Raw genomic sequence first — 14,738 nt, forward strand, 5'->3', positions numbered from 1 at the left:
AAACCGGATCAAAATGTGGGAGCAGGCAAGCCAGCTCCCACATTTGATCTGCACGGGTCTTCAGAACTTTCGCGAGGCTTCAACGGATGAGAATCCTCGGCATTTTATGCCTGCTACTCACACTGAACGGCTGCAGCTCCTTGCTGTTCTACCCCGAGCCCGGCCTGCCCTTCACGCCGGAAAAAGCCCATCTTCCCTACCGCGACGTCACGCTCACCACCGCAGATGGCGTGAAACTGCATGCCTGGTGGCTACCGGCTAAACCCGGTGTACCGCTCAAGGGCACCGTTCTGCATTTGCACGGCAATGGCGGTAACCTCGCCTGGCACCTGGGGGGCAGTTGGTGGTTGCCGGAACAGGGCTATCAAGTGCTGTTGCTGGACTATCGTGGCTATGGGCTTTCGGAAGGCAAGCCATCGTTGCCGGCGATCTACCAGGATATCGACGCCGCTTTCAGCTGGATCGACAAGGCGCCTGAAACCCAGGGTCAACCGCTGATTATCCTCGGCCAAAGCCTGGGTGGTGCACTGGCAGTGCATTACCTGGCAGCCCACCCGGAGCGCCAATCCCAACTCAAGGCGCTGGTATTGGACGGCGTACCCGCCAGTTATCGTGACGTAGGACAATTCGCCTTGAGCACTTCCTGGTTAACCTGGCCGTTGCAGGTGCCGCTGTCATGGCTGGTGCCTGACGGCGATAGTGCGATCAAGGCCATGCCAGGGCTGACCGGCGTGCCCAAGTTGCTGTTCCACAGCCTGGATGACCCTATCGTGCCGGTGTCCAATGGCATCCGCTTGTATCAGGCCGCCCCCCCGCCCAGGGTGTTGCAACTGACCCGTGGCGGCCATGTGCAGACCTTTGCCGACAAAACCTGGCAAACCGTCATGCTGCGTTATCTGGACGACCCGCAGCACTTCAACGGCTTGCGCCGCCTGGGAGAAATCCCGAATTACCCTGTTCCTAAAGTTGATTCATCAGAGAGCCCGCAATGAGCGAAGAACGCAATATGATCCCGCTGATTCTCACCGGCATCGGCACCATCATCGGCACCGTAGGGTGCCTGTGGTACTACGGCTACCTGCACTTCGCCAAGCCCGAAGATGCGTTGCTGCTCAGCGACTTCACCATGCTCAAGACAGTGCCGGGCGAGGATTACAAGATCTCCCTGACCCCGGCTGCGCAAGTGGCGCAGTGCGTTGACGGCGTGTTGGTGATGTTTGATACCGAACAGAAAGGCTTGAGCGGCGTGCTGGTCAATAACAAGAAGCAGGCCGTGCGTTGCATGGGGCAGGAAACCCCGCAGTTGCAACAGTGAGCCCAAAAACCATCCGGTGTGCAGCTTAGTTGCTCAAGGGCTTTCGAGCCTTTACAGATTGGAACCATCTTCATTCGTACGCCACAGATGAGGTACTGATTGGCCTGGCTGATCAGCGCACTTTATTTCATCAATCTGGAGTACGAGTTTTATGAATGGTATTGGCGCAGCACCTTCAATTGGCGTCGGCAATTCGGGAGGTTCTCAGGGGGCTTCGCAAGGTCTTGATCAGCAAATCCAGCAACTTCAAGAGCAAATCCGCGCTAAGCGCGGTGAAGGTTCGCAAGGTTCTGGTTCCGGTGGTTCCCAGGGGGGTGGAGGCGCTCAAGGTTCCGGAGCAAGCCAAGGCGCTGGTGGGGGAGAAAGCATTGAAGAGCTGCTTGAAATGCTGAAGCAACTGCTGGAAAAAAAAGCGGCTCAAAGTGGCCAAGCCGGTGAAGGTGGCTCAGCTGGCCAAGGCCAGATTCAGGCCGGCGGTGGCGAGAATCAAGGCTCAGTCACCTACTGATAGGCAACCCTTAAAAACCTGTCAGTTATCGACAGGTTTTTCATGTCAGCGGCATTGCACTTATCGGCGTACCGGGGGCGTGTAACGAAATTGTTTGGAACCTAATTGCGTCAGGTACCACAAAGGGCGATGTAACTTACGCACAGTGGGGGCGGGAAGGCAGTGATAAGAATTGATGCGATATGCAATATGCTGGCTATGGCCAGGGCGCATCAGGCGTTGGAGCGGGCGGATGCGCAAGAACAGGCGCGTAATCAGTTGGCAGGTTGCTCATCTGATACCTCCCGTCATAACAAAAAGATAACGCCGCCGGATGAAGATACTGATCGCATGATCAAGTTTCCCTAGTCAAAAAAACCACCGTTTCTGGTGGTTTTTTTGTGGCAATCGCATCACCTTCGGATACCTCAATGACTGAAGCTTGAATACGCTTTCATGAATGGCAACGAAAAAGCCCCGCCTGAAGGCGGGGCTTTTTACCAGACCAATGATCAGTTAGCGACGGAAGACCGTGGCTTGACCGGCTGGTTGTCGTTGGAGATTGTCACTTCAACGCGACGGTTCATGGCGCGGCCGGAAACGCTGCCGTTATCGGCAACCGGATATTCCTTGCCATAGCCCTGGGTCACGATGCGCGAGATATCCACGCCTTGTTGAGCCAGTGCACGTTGAACGGAAGCGGCACGACGCTCCGACAGGCTCTGGTTGTACGAGTCAGAACCGGTGCTGTCGGTGTAGCCTTCGACGATCACTTTACGGTCTGGGTTGTCGCGCAGGAACTGAGCCAGCTTGGTGATGTTCACCAGGCCGCTAGATTTCAGGTCGGACTTGTTGGTGGCGAACAGCACGTCACCGAAAGTCACCAGGGTGCCACGATCGGTTTGCTTGGCGTTCAAGCTGTTTTGCAGTTGCTTGATCTGCGCATCACGCGCGTCCAGCAGGGCACGGGCGCGTTCGTCACCGGCGTTTTTCAGCTTGGCTTCGGATTCGCGCAGGACGATGGTGTCCTTGGCCACTTCAACGCGCTGGTTGGTCAGGTATGCGAGTTGGTCGACTTTCTTCTCGTCTTCTTTGTCGCGGTAGGCCTTGTCAGCCTTGTCCAGCCAGTCGCTGGCGTCTTTGGTTTCCAGCGCAGCCAGCTTGGTGGCTTGTGGGTTGGTTTGCAGGGACGAGAAATTGGTCCGCGCATTTTCCAGGTTCGCGTTCGGCGGGGTGGAGCAGGCCGCCAAGGCAACGCTCATCGCCAGCAGGGCAGGGATCATCAATTGTTTACGCATAGTCGTGTCGTCCTTTCAATTCGATATCAGGTGCGATGCAGTCAAGTGGCAGCGGCTTACTTCTGCATGATTGCAGCTGGGCGCATGCCTTCTTTACGCAGTTCGTCAACAGCCTTCTGGGAATCCTTCACAGCCTGTTGAGCCTTGGCAGCCTGGGCTTTACGCTCAGCGACGCGAGCATCCCACTCGGCTTGTTCAGCCAGTTGGCGAGCTTTGTCGTAGTTCTTGTCGTGCATGGCAATCTCAGCTTCTTTGAGCTTGTCCTGGGCCGACTTCATTTCCACCGCCGCATACTCGGTACCGCCGGCGCTGACTGCGCTGTTGACGGCCGATTGGGTTACGGCGTACTGCTCGGTTGGAGGGTTGCCGGCGCAGCCCGCCAGAACGAAGCTGGTGCCGATTGCCAGCGCGGCCAATTTGAGCCCGCGCAGGTGGTTAAACGAGGATTTGGCAGTGCTGGTGTTCATCGTCTTCAACTCCATTGGATAACTCCTGAAAAACATCAAAATCCATCGGGGCGTATCGATTTCGGGCCCGTCGGTAAAGCACATGGCGTCCGTTCAAACGACCGTTCCACAAGTGATGGCTACTGGCTGTGACCGGAGGCTTTTTTCAAAAGTTCAGCGGATATGGCGATTTGCCTAAAAAAATATCTGACTGACTGGTCAATGTTTAAAAAATGGAACTTTCGCGGCGGGCAGCGGTACCTCCGGGCCTGTAAAAGGCCCGGAATACGTGGGTTTAATTGACGTCAATAAATGTTTGTCAGTGTTTTTGTTCGTCAGCAACGGCTGATAAATCATGCAAATGGCGACGGGATAACGTGAGAAAACGTGGGGTGGGGCCGACGTCTTCATACAGCGGATCACCCTCTTCGTCGGTGGCAATCACCTGCTGGCCCTGGATGTAGGGAAAGCTGGCTTCCAGCTCTTCCAGTGCGGCGCCGATCAGCTCGCCGAGCAGTTCTTCGACGTGGCGCTTGGGGTACATCTCGGCAATGGCCGCCAGCCGGGCAGCGGCTTCTACATCCAGATGAATGGCGTATTCAGTCTTGGTCAAACGACCCTTGGCGGTTTCTTCCCAATGCTGGGCCAGTTCTCGAATTTTCATGGCTACCTCAATAAAGCCTGCGATGGCAGGCGGTGATGAGTGACCAGCCGCCTGCGTGAAAATAACGCGGCGACTCATCGTTGAGACTAGCTGTAAGCGCCAAGGTTTAAAGTCGTTCGCGTTCGGCCTTGTCAGAAACCGACGTCGGCGGCACTCTGAAGCACCTGCGCGTCCCGGATTTCTGGCTGGAGATTGGCTGATGAGTGATATCGATGCACGCTTGCGTGAGGATGTTCACCTGCTGGGTGAGCTGTTGGGCAACACCATTCGAGAGCAGTACGGCGAGGCTTTCCTCGATAAGATCGAGCAGATCCGCAAAGGCGCCAAGGCCGACCGCCGTGGAGCCGTTTCGCAAAATGCCGCTGGTGATGAACTGAGCGCCAGCCTCAATCAGTTGCAGGAGGAGGAGTTGCTGCCCGTGGCGCGGGCCTTCAACCAGTTCCTCAACCTGGCCAACATTGCCGAGCAATATCAGTTGATTCATCGGCGCGATGAATCGCAATCTGCGCCGTTCGAATCCCGCGTCTTGCCAGAATTGCTGGCCCGTCTGCAAAGCGAAGGGCACAGCAATGAATCCTTGGCCCGGCAGCTGGCGCGGCTGGACATCGAGCTGGTGCTCACCGCCCACCCCACCGAAGTGGCCCGCCGCACGCTGATTCAGAAATACGATGCCATTGCCGCGCAACTGGCCTTGCAGGATCACCGCGATCTCACCACCGCCGAGCGCGAGCAGATTCGCGAGCGCTTGCAACGCTTGATCGCCGAAGCCTGGCACACCGAAGAAATCCGGCGCGTGCGCCCCACGCCGGTAGATGAAGCCAAATGGGGCTTTGCGGTGATCGAGCATTCGCTGTGGCACGCCATTCCCAATTACCTGCGCAAGGCCGACCAGGCCCTGCACGCCGCCACCGGCTTGCGCCTGCCCCTGGAGGCTGCGCCGATTCGCTTTGCTTCGTGGATGGGCGGCGACCGTGACGGCAACCCGAACGTCACCGCGCCGGTCACCCGCGAAGTGCTGCTGCTGGCGCGTTGGATGGCGGCGGATTTGTATCTGCGTGACATTGATCAACTGGCTTCCGAGCTGTCGATGCAACAGGCCAGCCCGGCGTTGCAAGCCAAAGTCGGCGACAGCGTCGAACCTTATCGTGCCTTGCTCAAGCAACTGCGCGAACGCCTGCGCGCCACGCGCCAGTGGGCCCACACCTCGTTGACCAGCACCACCCCGGCGCCGGCCGAGGTGTTGCAGGACAACCGCGACCTACTCGACCCTCTGCAACTGTGCTACCAATCGCTGCACGAATGCGGCATGGGCGTGATCGCCGATGGCCCGCTGCTCGACTGCCTGCGCCGTGCCGTAACGTTCGGCCTGTTCCTGGTGCGCCTGGATGTGCGTCAGGACTCCAGCCGTCACTCGGCGGCCATGACCGAAATCACCGATTACCTGGGCCTGGGGCGTTATGAGGACTGGGATGAGGATGCGCGTATCAGCTTCCTGACCCAGGAACTGACCAATCGGCGGCCCTTGCTGCCGGGTTACTTCAAACCCTCGGCGGACACTGCCGAGGTATTGAATACCTGCAAGGAAATCGCCGCCGCACCGGCGGCGTCATTAGGTTCGTATGTCATCTCTATGGCGGGCGCCGCGTCGGATGTATTGGCGGTGCAACTGCTGTTGAAAGAGTCGGGCGTACAACGGCCGATGCGCGTAGTGCCGTTGTTCGAGACCCTGGCCGACCTGGACAACGCCGGACCGGTGATGGAGCGCCTGCTGCAATTGCCGGGTTACCGCGCACGCTTGCAGGGCCCGCAGGAAGTGATGATTGGCTACTCGGACTCGGCCAAGGACGCGGGCACCACGGCCGCCGCCTGGGCGCAGTACCGGGCGCAGGAACGTCTGGTGGATATCTGCCGCGAGCAACAGGTGGAGCTATTGTTGTTCCATGGTCGCGGCGGCACCGTTGGTCGTGGCGGTGGCCCGGCACACGCGGCTATCCTGTCGCAGCCGCCGGGCTCGGTGGCGGGGCGTTTCCGTACCACTGAGCAGGGCGAGATGATTCGCTTCAAATTCGGTCTGCCGGATATCGCTGAGCAGAACCTCAATCTCTACCTGGCGGCGGTACTGGAAGCGACCCTGTTACCGCCGCCCCCTCCCGAGCCTGCCTGGCGTCATCTGATGGACGAACTGGCGGCAGACGGTGTCAGCGCTTACCGGGCCGTGGTGCGGGAAAATCCGCAGTTCGTCGAGTACTTCCGCCAGTCCACGCCGGAGCAGGAGTTGGGCCGTTTGCCCTTGGGCAGTCGCCCGGCCAAGCGCCGTGCGGGCGGGATAGAAAGCTTGCGCGCCATCCCGTGGATTTTTGGTTGGACCCAGACGCGCCTGATGCTACCCGCCTGGCTCGGCTGGGAAGCGGCACTGAGCAAGGCGCTGGAGCGCGGTGAAGGTCAATTGCTGGGGCAGATGCGCGAGCAGTGGCCATTCTTTCGCACGCGCATCGACATGCTGGAAATGGTGCTGGCCAAGGCCGATGCCGAGATCGCCCGTCTTTATGATGAGCGTCTGGTGCAGCCGGACCTGCTGGCATTGGGTGCGCACTTACGCGACCTATTGTCGCAGGCGTGTGACGTGGTGCTTGGCCTGACCGGCCAGTCGCAGCTGCTGGCCCATAGCCCCGACACCCTGGAGTTCATCCGCCTGCGCAACACCTACCTGGACCCCTTGCACCTGTTGCAGGCCGAGTTGTTGGCACGTTCCCGTCAGCAGGAGGCTGCGCAAGACAGCCCTCTGGAACAGGCGCTGCTGGTGTCCGTGGCCGGTATTGCGGCCGGTTTGCGCAACACCGGTTGAGGTTTTTTGCGTGCACTCAATGGCTTGCGGATAAACCACGACGACCGCCCGGAAACGGGCGGTCGTCTTTTGAGCAGGCGGGTTGCGCTCAGGCACACCCTGGCGCTGACGCATGTGCGGCGCGGGTTTCTCCTACTTTTGGCGGCTTGTATGGTGAGGGCCCGCTGTGTATCTTGATCAGCCTTTGGCCGTTTGATCGGCCTAGAACCACATTTTTACGAGATTGGCCCCACGCGGCGAATCCGAGCGTCATCTCTATAAAAAATTGAGGAGCACATCGATGCGCGTCATTCTGCTGGGAGCTCCCGGGGCCGGTAAAGGTACTCAGGCAAAGTTCATCACTGAAAAATTCGGCATTCCACAAATCTCCACCGGCGACATGCTGCGTGCGGCCGTCAAGGCTGGCACCGAGCTGGGCCTGATCGCCAAGAGCGTGATGGACAGCGGCGGCCTGGTCTCCGATGACCTGATCATCAACCTGGTCAAGGAACGCATCAGCCAGGAAGACTGCAAGAACGGTTTCCTGTTCGACGGCTTCCCACGCACCATTCCCCAGGCTGAAGCCTTGGTGAAGGCGGGCGTGGAGTTGGACGCCGTGGTCGAGATCGCAGTTGAAGACGAAGAGATCGTCCAGCGTATCGCTGGCCGTCGCGTTCACGAAGGCTCGGGCCGCGTGTACCACATCGTCTACAACCCGCCGAAAGTCGAAGGCAAGGACGATGTCACTGGCGAAGACCTGGTGCAGCGTAAAGACGACACCGAAGAAACTGTGCGTCATCGCCTGTCGGTCTACCATTCCCAGACCAAGCCCCTGGTGGACTTCTACCAGAAGCTGTCCGCAGCCCAGGGCAAGCCGAAATACAGCCACATCCCTGGTGTGGGCTCGGTAGAGGCCATCACCGCCAAGGTGCTGCAAGCACTGAGCTGATCCCTTAATCGGCGGCACAGACAACGGCCCGCTTGCGGGCCGTTGTTGTTTATACTGGCGCACTTTTTTCCGACTTGGACACCCACACCGATGAGCACCCTGCTGGCCCTGGACACCGCGACTGAAGCTTGCTCCGTTGCCTTGCTGCACGATGGCAAGGTCACGAGCCACTACGAGGTGATCCCGCGCCTGCACGCGCAGAAATTGTTGCCGATGATCAAGCAACTGCTTGAAGACGCCGGTACCACCCTGGCTGCCGTGGATGCCATCGCGTTCGGCCGTGGCCCCGGTGCATTCACTGGCGTGCGCATTGCCATTGGCGTGGTGCAGGGCCTGGCCTTTGCGCTGGAGCGCCCGGTGTTGCCGGTGTCCAACCTGGCGGTACTGGCCCAGCGTGCGTTGCGTGAGCACGGGGCATCGCAGGTGGCAGCGGCAATTGATGCGCGCATGGATGAGGTTTACTGGGGTTGCTACCGTGAGACCGCAGGCGAAATGCGCCTGGTCGGTGCGGAAGCGGTGCTTGCCCCCGAAGCTGCGCAGTTGCCCGCTGACGCCAGCGGTGATTGGTTCGGTGCCGGCACGGGCTGGGGTTATGGCGAGCGCATCAAGGTGTCGTGTGCCGAGCAGGACGCAGCGATGTTGCCCCACGCCGAAGACCTGCTGGCGTTGGCACGTTTCGCATTCGAGCGCGGCGAGGCGATTGCGGCGGACCAGGCAGCACCGGTGTACCTGCGCGATAAAGTCGCGCAGACCAAGGCCGAACGCGGGATTATTTGACGCCAAAAATGTGGGCGTTACGCGGCAAATTTCGCCAATCGTCAGAATTTGCCTGGGTTTTTAAACCTTTTACAAATTATGTGTTCTAGTTATCACCAGAGCATTTGCGCGCCATGGAAAGTGCCGCTAAATTGCCATCATTGATACCGAGTCTGCATGTATGCGTATAGACGGTTTTTCCTCACAGTCGTACCCCCTCAAGCGTAAGCCGCGCAAGGCGAGCGTGACGGTAGACGAGTCCGTCGAGGATTCACCGGACTTCATCGAAGTACACACCGATACGCCTTCCAAAGCTCCAGGCGCCTCGAGCGCACGTATCAGCGGCGTTCCTGCCCGTCAGCAAGACATGGTCTTTCCCCGTTCCATGAGCAAAAGCGTTGCCACCGCCCTGGCCAGCTACCTGACCACTGCCGGCTTTGTCGAATGGGATATGGAAGTGCTGGGTCTCGATATCCATATCTGATGCGTTTGCCTTATTACATCGGCTGCCCGTCCTGGAGTGAAAACGCCTGGCGCGAGTACCTGTATCCCGTTGAGGCACGTTCCAGCGATTACCTCGGGCTCTATTCCCAGGTCTTCAACGCCGTTGAGGGCAATACCACTTTTTACGCTCGCCCCTCGGCCGCCACTGTGCAGCGCTGGGCCGAAATCATGCCTGATGATTTTCGCTTCACCGCCAAATTCCCCGGCGATATCAGCCATGCTGGCGATTTACGTGAACAGTTGCCGGCGGCAGAAAGTTTTGTCGGCTTGATGAGCCCGTTGGGTGAGCGCGTTTCACCGCTGTGGCTGCAGCTCTCGAAGAGCTTTACGCCGCCACGCCTGGCGGAGCTGGCTGGATTTCTCGATGGCATTGATCGGCCGCTGGCCGTGGAGGTGCGTCATGAACAGTTCTTTGCCAAGGGTGATGCTGAGCGCATGCTCAACCGCCTGTTGCGCGATCGCGGTGTCGAGCGCATCTGCCTCGATCCCCGTGCACTGTTCAGTTGTACTTCTACCTCGGAAGCGGTGCTGCATGCCCAGTCAAAAAAGCCCCGGGTGCCACCGCGCCCGGCGGCCCTGACGCAGTTTCCCCAGGTGCGCTTCATCGGGCATCCGGACCTTGAGGCCAATGACCCGTTCCTGATTCCCTGGGTGGAAAAGATTGCCACTTGGATCGAAGAGGGCCGCACGCCCTATATGTTCCTGCACACGTCGGACAACCGTCTCGCGGCACAGCTGGCGCTGCGCTTCCACGCCAAGCTGATGGTGCGCCTGCCAGGGCTACCGCCGCTGCCTGCCTTGCATCGAGAACCCGTGGCGGAGCAGCTCGGACTACTTTGAGGGTTGAGCCGTGGGTGTGGTCAAGACATTGAGTGTGTTGCTGTTGTTGGTGGGGGCATTTGCGTTGGCTGTCTGGCGCGGTTGGGTGCCGATGCCGCCTGAATGGAACCCCTGGGCGCCCTTGGATGTGCGAGCGAGCCCCAACCTGTTGACGCGCTACAAGCTCAGTCGTTTGCAGGATGATCCAGCGCTGTGTGACCAGGTGTTGAACACCTCTGGTCTGCGCGTGAGCCGCCAGGCCGATACACCGACTGATGCAGCGTGCCCCTTGCGCAGTGTCCTGCGCGTGCAGGGCGCTGACGTGGCCTTGAGCAGCAGCTTTCTTGCCAGTTGCCCGCTGGCGGTGGCGTTCGCCTTGTTCGAGCGACATAGCCTGCAACCGGCGGCCCAGGCCGTGTTTGGCCAAGCGGTGAGCCGCGTCGAGCATTTGGGCAGTTTTGCCTGCCGTAATATCTACAACCGTGCCGACGGTCGACTCAGCCAGCATGCGTCGGCCAATGCCCTGGATATCGCCGGTTTTCGCCTGGCGGATGGGCGCAGCATCAGCGTGCTCAAGGATTGGCCGGGCCAGGGCGACAGTGCGCGTTTCCTGCGCTTGGTACGCGATGGCGCCTGTGATGATTTCAACGTGGTGTTGAGCCCGGACTACAACGCCGCCCATCGCAACCATTTCCATCTGGACATGGGGCGTTGGTGGGTGTGTCGCTAAGGTTCAGGCGGCCAGGCGCAGGTTGTGGGTCACCAGCGGGCGCGCCCAGTAGTAATCGAAATCCAGGGCCTTTTGCTGCGCCAGCAGTTCTTCTTCGGGGTACGGCGTGGCGGCCGGTGGCAGCAGGTCCAGCTCGAATTCGGCAATCGGCAGGTGCAGGGGGCGTGGTTGTGGCGCCGGGCCTGGCGCGGGTAGCGGTTGGCCGGCGTTCAGCACAATGGGGCGCACCCACTCGCTCTCAAACGCTTGTTGGCGTTGCTGGACGATGACTTCTTCTTCCGGGAACGGCGTCGCGGCCGGTGGCAGCAGCTCGGTTTCGAACTCGGCAATTGGCAGGAAGAGCGGTTCCGGCGGGGCGATCTCGGTGTCTTTCACATCGCACTCACGCTGGGTGAGGATCTGCGCCAGCAGGTCGGCGCCTTCGCGGGGTTCAACCGCCGGGTCTGCCGGGGCAGGCGTCTTGGCGGCGAGCGCGTCCGACGTTTCACCGAGCTGCTCGGCCAACGCACGGGCGAAGAAGTCCTGCCACACATGACTCACCCCGGCCAGCGCTTGGGTATTGCGCAGGCCGTAATGGTTGTGGGTCGGCAGTACACCGATGGAAAGGGGAAGAATGTCTGACATTTTTCTCGGTCGACGCTCAGCTCTGGCAAAATACCTGACTGTGATTTTTATCGGCCGTTGTTTGCCGATCCTTAATATTTTTGAGCGTGGCGATTGATGAACGAACAACCAGCGGCCAGCCGCATCCAGGTCCAAGCCTTGGCTGACAGCTTCCAGGCCCGCGCTGAACAGTGGGCTTCGCTGCTGGGGTTGCCTCTGCAGGTGGCCGATGCGGATTTTTCCCTGCAAGTGGGGGAGCACGGCTTGCAGTTGCAACAGCTTGGGCCTGATGCGCCAGGGCCGGTGCGGGTCGACTTTGTCGAAGGCGGCGCGGCGCATCGGCGGTTGTATGGTGGCGGCAGCGGGCAGATGATCGCCAAGGCGGTGGGCATCGCCCAGGGCGTGCGCCCGCGGGTGCTGGATGCCACGGCTGGCTTGGGCAAGGACGCGTTCGTGCTGGCCAGCCTCGGGTGTGAGATGAGCCTGATCGAGCGCCAGCCGCTGATCGGCGCCTTGCTCGAAGATGGTCTGGCCCGCGCTGCCGAGGATTTTGACGTGGCGCCGATTGTGGCGCGCATGAAGCTGCTCAAGGGCAACTCCATCGACGTGATGCTCAACTGGCAGGGCGAGCCGCCTCAGGTGATCTACCTGGACCCGATGTTTCCGCACCGTGAGAAAACCGCCCTGGTGAAGAAGGAAATGCGCCTGTTCCGCCCATTGGTGGGCGATGACCCGGATGCCCCGGCGTTGCTCGCGGCGGCTCTGGCCCTGGCCAGCCATCGTGTGGTGGTCAAGCGTCCGCGCAAGGCACCCTGCATTGAGGGGCCGAAGCCGAGCCATGCGCTGGATGGCAAGTCCAGCCGCTACGACATTTATCCCAAGAAAGCGCTCAAGCCGTAAGCTGCAAACAGCAGCACTTATCTCCCAGGTGCGGCGAGATCCAACTGTGGGAGCTGGCTTGCCTGCGAAGACGGCCTGACAGCCGATGCCTATCTCTCTGGCGCGCCGCAATCCAAATGTGGGAGCTGGCTTGCCTGCGATGACGGCCTGAAAGCCGACACCTGTCTACCTGACGCCCCGCTATCCAAACTGTGGGAGCGGGCTTGCTCGCGAAGGCTGCCTGGCAGTCAACACAGTTGGATTGTGTACATATCCATTCCTGCGGTAACGGCCACCTAGGGTTCCGCTCTGACAGCGGCTCACTTTTGAAAAGCGCAAAAGTAAGCAAAACGCTCTTGCCCCACCACTCGGCACCTCGCCTGGGCTCGGTGTGCCCGTAATCCGCCAGTGAGTTGGGGGGCCGCCGCCACGCGCCATCCATGGCGCGGGGCGGCTAAACCGGCATCCCTGCCGGTTTACCCCCCAAATCCCTGTCGAATTCCGGCCAGCGTGGTTTGACGGGGCGCTTAAGATCAAAATCAAAAGCAGATCAAGAGCAGATCAAGAGCGACTCGCTTCGCATCGTGGTTACCGTCGGTTGCTACCGCCTATGCGGTGCTGTCGAGCCCCGTGCTGCGATAGGCCCGCATAAACAACTGCACCACGTCCTGCACATGCTCTTCGGCCTCTTGCGCGCTCAATTGTCCGCCGCAGCCATACAACAAGCGAAAGTTCGCCGTGCCCTTGAGCAGGCAAAAGAAGTGTTCCGCGGCTTTGAACGGTGTGTCGATGCTCAGCGCGCCGCCCTGGTCAATCTTGCCGAGCAAGCGCTCCATGCCTTGCAGCATGCGCATGGGGCCGGCGTTGAAGAAGATCTGGGAGAGTTTCACGTCCTGATTGCCGGTGGTCATCATCAGGCGATGCAGGTTTACCGACTCCTCGCTGTTGATCAGCCGATGAAAGCCGCGTGCGATGTTGAGCAACACCGTCTCGACGGGCATGCCTTCGGGAAGCTCGAAGTACATCACCGGCAATTGCTCTTCACATTTGGCCACTACCGCCGCGGTGAACAGCGTCTCCTTGTCGGTGAAGTGGCTGTAGACCGTGAGTTTCGATACGCCGGCCGCCAGGGCGACGGCGTCCATGCTGGTGTTTGCATAGCCCTTGTCCAGGAACAGCGATTTTGCCGATTCGAGGATTGCCTGGCGTTTTGCCATGTCCTTGGGGCGCCCGGGGCTTGCGGTGTTCAGAGGATTGTCGGACATTTTCACCTTTAATACTGGACTGGTGAGTTTGGTATTAATAACATACCGGCCAGTATAATTATTCCAAGCTCTATTTGCGAAAGGTCCTTCAGCATGCGCAGCGCTTTCCTGCCCCTTGCTTTGCCTGTCAGCCTGATCTTCCTGTTGGCCGCTTGCGGCCATGAAGAAGCGGCCCAGACCACCGTGCGCCCGGCCATGGTGGTGCAACCGCAGCCGTCGGCGCAGGCAATGGACAGCTACCCCGGTGAGGTGCGTGCCCGTTATGAGCCGGACCTGGCCTTTCGCATCGGCGGCAAAGTCAGCAAGCGCCTGGTGGAGGAGGGCGAACGGGTCAAGGCCAACCAGCCGCTGGCCGAACTCGACCCCCAGGACGTGCGCCTGCAACTGGAGGCCACCCGCGCCCAAGTAGCCGCCGCAGAGGCCAATCTGAGCTTGGTACGTGCGGAGCGAGATCGCTACAAGACCTTGATGGACCGTCAGATGGTCAGTCGGTCGCAGTACGACAATTCCGAAAACCTCTACCGAGCCGGTGAAGCACGCCTGAAGCAGATCAAGGCCGAGTTCGATGTGTCCAGCAATCAGGCCGGCTACGCCGTGCTGCGTGCGCCTCAGGATGGGGTAGTCGCCAAGCGTGCCGTCGAGGTGGGGCAAGTGGTTTCCGCTGGCCAGACGGTGTTCACCCTGGCCACCGATGGCGAGCGTGAAGTCTTGATCAGCCTGCCCGAGCAGGGCTTTGGCCGCTTCAAGATCGGCCAGCCGGTGTCGGTGGAGTTGTGGAGCCAGCCAGAGCAACGCTTCGCCGGGCGCATTCGTGAACTGTCGCCTGCCGCCGACCCCAAGTCTCGCACCTTCGCCGCGCGCGTAGCCTTCACCGGCGGCAAAGTGCCCGCCGAACTGGGCCAAAGCGCACGGGTTTTCATCCAGGTCGACGGTGTCATTCCCCTATCGGTACCGCTGTCTGCCCTGAGTGCCGAGAACGGTGCGTCCTACGTTTGGCGTGTAAAACCGGACAACACCCTTGAACGCACCCCTGTACGCATTGGTGCGTTTGGCGAAAACACCGTGCCGGTACTCGAAGGCTTGGCCGCCACCGATTGGGTGGTGGCCGCAGGCGTGCATGTGCTCCATGAGGGCCAACCCGTGCGCCCGGTGGATCGCTCCAACCGTGTAGTGAATCTGGCGGCCAAGGAGTAGTCCCC

At 60.2% G+C, this 14,738-nt stretch carries 16 protein-coding genes; 11 read left to right on the forward strand and 5 right to left on the reverse strand.

Annotation, left to right across the window (positions count from 1 at the left end):
- Window positions 1–86 precede the first annotated feature (86 nt).
- The 3 genes from GH769_RS02860 to GH769_RS02870 all read left to right on the forward strand — a co-directional run bounded on the left by GH769_RS02860 (window position 87) and on the right by GH769_RS02870 (window position 1,823).
- Entirely contained in the window at window positions 87–992 is a 906-nt protein-coding gene (locus tag GH769_RS02860) for an alpha/beta hydrolase (protein ID WP_014717202.1), read from the forward strand.
- Complete coding sequence (locus GH769_RS02865; RefSeq protein WP_003172217.1) at window positions 989–1,315, forward strand: hypothetical protein; 327 nt, start codon at window positions 989–991, stop codon at window positions 1,313–1,315. The genes GH769_RS02860 and GH769_RS02865 overlap by 4 nt, the downstream gene beginning before the upstream one ends.
- 151 nt (window positions 1,316–1,466) lie before the next feature.
- Window positions 1,467–1,823 (forward strand): hypothetical protein, encoded by a 357-nt coding sequence (locus tag GH769_RS02870; RefSeq protein ID WP_014717203.1) that lies wholly within the window; start codon window positions 1,467–1,469, stop codon window positions 1,821–1,823.
- 491 nt (window positions 1,824–2,314) lie between these two features.
- On the opposite strand, the gene GH769_RS02875 is transcribed toward GH769_RS02870, so the two are convergent.
- The 3 genes from GH769_RS02875 to GH769_RS02885 form a co-directional block, all read right to left on the reverse strand.
- The gene (locus GH769_RS02875) at window positions 2,315–3,100 is read right to left on the reverse strand and encodes an OmpA family protein (protein WP_003189093.1); all 786 of its coding nucleotides are present in this window, start codon (window positions 3,098–3,100) and stop codon (window positions 2,315–2,317) included.
- Window positions 3,101–3,156: 56 nt separating this feature from the next.
- The gene (locus tag GH769_RS02880; protein ID WP_003189094.1) at window positions 3,157–3,582 is read right to left on the reverse strand and encodes a DUF4398 domain-containing protein; all 426 of its coding nucleotides are present in this window, start codon (window positions 3,580–3,582) and stop codon (window positions 3,157–3,159) included.
- Between the two features lie 283 nt (window positions 3,583–3,865).
- The gene (locus GH769_RS02885; protein WP_014717206.1) at window positions 3,866–4,210 is read right to left on the reverse strand and encodes a hypothetical protein; all 345 of its coding nucleotides are present in this window, start codon (window positions 4,208–4,210) and stop codon (window positions 3,866–3,868) included.
- 199 nt (window positions 4,211–4,409) lie between these two features.
- Here GH769_RS02885 and ppc point away from each other — a divergent pair, with 199 nt between their 5' ends.
- The 6 genes from ppc to GH769_RS02915 all read left to right on the forward strand — a co-directional run bounded on the left by ppc (window position 4,410) and on the right by GH769_RS02915 (window position 10,792).
- The gene (ppc, locus tag GH769_RS02890) at window positions 4,410–7,055 is read left to right on the forward strand and encodes a phosphoenolpyruvate carboxylase (RefSeq protein ID WP_032903260.1); all 2,646 of its coding nucleotides are present in this window, start codon (window positions 4,410–4,412) and stop codon (window positions 7,053–7,055) included.
- A 280-nt stretch (window positions 7,056–7,335) separates the two neighbouring features.
- Complete coding sequence (gene adk / locus GH769_RS02895) at window positions 7,336–7,983, forward strand: adenylate kinase (RefSeq protein WP_003189104.1); 648 nt, start codon at window positions 7,336–7,338, stop codon at window positions 7,981–7,983.
- Window positions 7,984–8,073: 90 nt separating this feature from the next.
- A complete protein-coding gene (tsaB, locus tag GH769_RS02900; protein ID WP_019817729.1) occupies window positions 8,074–8,760 on the forward strand; it encodes a tRNA (adenosine(37)-N6)-threonylcarbamoyltransferase complex dimerization subunit type 1 TsaB in 687 nt (228 codons plus the stop codon).
- 160 nt (window positions 8,761–8,920) lie between these two features.
- Window positions 8,921–9,223 (forward strand): hypothetical protein, encoded by a 303-nt coding sequence (locus GH769_RS02905; RefSeq protein ID WP_020301144.1) that lies wholly within the window; start codon window positions 8,921–8,923, stop codon window positions 9,221–9,223.
- Complete coding sequence (locus tag GH769_RS02910; protein WP_019817731.1) at window positions 9,223–10,083, forward strand: DUF72 domain-containing protein; 861 nt, start codon at window positions 9,223–9,225, stop codon at window positions 10,081–10,083. The genes GH769_RS02905 and GH769_RS02910 overlap by 1 nt, the downstream gene beginning before the upstream one ends.
- A gap of 10 nt (window positions 10,084–10,093) precedes the next feature.
- The gene (locus tag GH769_RS02915; protein WP_014717211.1) at window positions 10,094–10,792 is read left to right on the forward strand and encodes an extensin family protein; all 699 of its coding nucleotides are present in this window, start codon (window positions 10,094–10,096) and stop codon (window positions 10,790–10,792) included.
- Between the two features lie 3 nt (window positions 10,793–10,795).
- Here GH769_RS02915 and GH769_RS02920 read toward each other — a convergent pair whose 3' ends face one another.
- A complete protein-coding gene (locus GH769_RS02920) occupies window positions 10,796–11,416 on the reverse strand; it encodes a hypothetical protein (protein WP_032903259.1) in 621 nt (206 codons plus the stop codon).
- 96 nt (window positions 11,417–11,512) lie between these two features.
- On the opposite strand from GH769_RS02920, the gene GH769_RS02925 reads away from it, so the two are divergent.
- On the forward strand, window positions 11,513–12,295 hold the full coding sequence (locus GH769_RS02925; protein ID WP_014717213.1) for a class I SAM-dependent methyltransferase: 783 nt from the start codon (window positions 11,513–11,515) through the stop codon (window positions 12,293–12,295).
- 587 nt (window positions 12,296–12,882) lie between these two features.
- Here the strand turns inward: GH769_RS02925 and GH769_RS02930 are convergent.
- The gene (locus GH769_RS02930) at window positions 12,883–13,539 is read right to left on the reverse strand and encodes a TetR/AcrR family transcriptional regulator (RefSeq protein WP_019817872.1); all 657 of its coding nucleotides are present in this window, start codon (window positions 13,537–13,539) and stop codon (window positions 12,883–12,885) included.
- A 93-nt stretch (window positions 13,540–13,632) separates the two neighbouring features.
- Between GH769_RS02930 and GH769_RS02935 the strand changes: the two genes are divergently transcribed.
- Entirely contained in the window at window positions 13,633–14,733 is a 1,101-nt protein-coding gene (locus GH769_RS02935; protein WP_014717215.1) for an efflux RND transporter periplasmic adaptor subunit, read from the forward strand.
- Window positions 14,734–14,738: the final 5 nt, after the last annotated feature.

This window comes from Pseudomonas sp. CFSAN084952 (assembly GCF_009648855.1).
Classification (GTDB): Bacteria; Pseudomonadota; Gammaproteobacteria; order Pseudomonadales; family Pseudomonadaceae; genus Aquipseudomonas; species Aquipseudomonas paracarnis.

Bases quoted from the DNA above. Each gene is read 5' to 3' on its own strand.
- GH769_RS02860 (WP_014717202.1), top strand. From the start codon at position 87: ATGAGAATCCTCGGCATTTTATGCCTGCTACTCACACTGAACGGCTGC.
- GH769_RS02865 (WP_003172217.1), top strand. From the start codon at position 989: ATGAGCGAAGAACGCAATATGATCCCGCTGATTCTCACCGGCATCGGC.
- GH769_RS02870 (WP_014717203.1), top strand. From the start codon at position 1,467: ATGAATGGTATTGGCGCAGCACCTTCAATTGGCGTCGGCAATTCGGGA.
- GH769_RS02875 (WP_003189093.1), bottom strand. From the start codon at position 3,100: ATGCGTAAACAATTGATGATCCCTGCCCTGCTGGCGATGAGCGTTGCC.
- GH769_RS02880 (WP_003189094.1), bottom strand. From the start codon at position 3,582: ATGGAGTTGAAGACGATGAACACCAGCACTGCCAAATCCTCGTTTAAC.
- GH769_RS02885 (WP_014717206.1), bottom strand. From the start codon at position 4,210: ATGAAAATTCGAGAACTGGCCCAGCATTGGGAAGAAACCGCCAAGGGT.
- ppc (WP_032903260.1), top strand. From the start codon at position 4,410: ATGAGTGATATCGATGCACGCTTGCGTGAGGATGTTCACCTGCTGGGT.
- adk (WP_003189104.1), top strand. From the start codon at position 7,336: ATGCGCGTCATTCTGCTGGGAGCTCCCGGGGCCGGTAAAGGTACTCAG.
- tsaB (WP_019817729.1), top strand. From the start codon at position 8,074: ATGAGCACCCTGCTGGCCCTGGACACCGCGACTGAAGCTTGCTCCGTT.
- GH769_RS02905 (WP_020301144.1), top strand. From the start codon at position 8,921: ATGCGTATAGACGGTTTTTCCTCACAGTCGTACCCCCTCAAGCGTAAG.
- GH769_RS02910 (WP_019817731.1), top strand. From the start codon at position 9,223: ATGCGTTTGCCTTATTACATCGGCTGCCCGTCCTGGAGTGAAAACGCC.
- GH769_RS02920 (WP_032903259.1), bottom strand. From the start codon at position 11,416: ATGTCAGACATTCTTCCCCTTTCCATCGGTGTACTGCCGACCCACAAC.
- GH769_RS02925 (WP_014717213.1), top strand. From the start codon at position 11,513: ATGAACGAACAACCAGCGGCCAGCCGCATCCAGGTCCAAGCCTTGGCT.
- GH769_RS02930 (WP_019817872.1), bottom strand. From the start codon at position 13,539: ATGTCCGACAATCCTCTGAACACCGCAAGCCCCGGGCGCCCCAAGGAC.
- GH769_RS02935 (WP_014717215.1), top strand. From the start codon at position 13,633: ATGCGCAGCGCTTTCCTGCCCCTTGCTTTGCCTGTCAGCCTGATCTTC.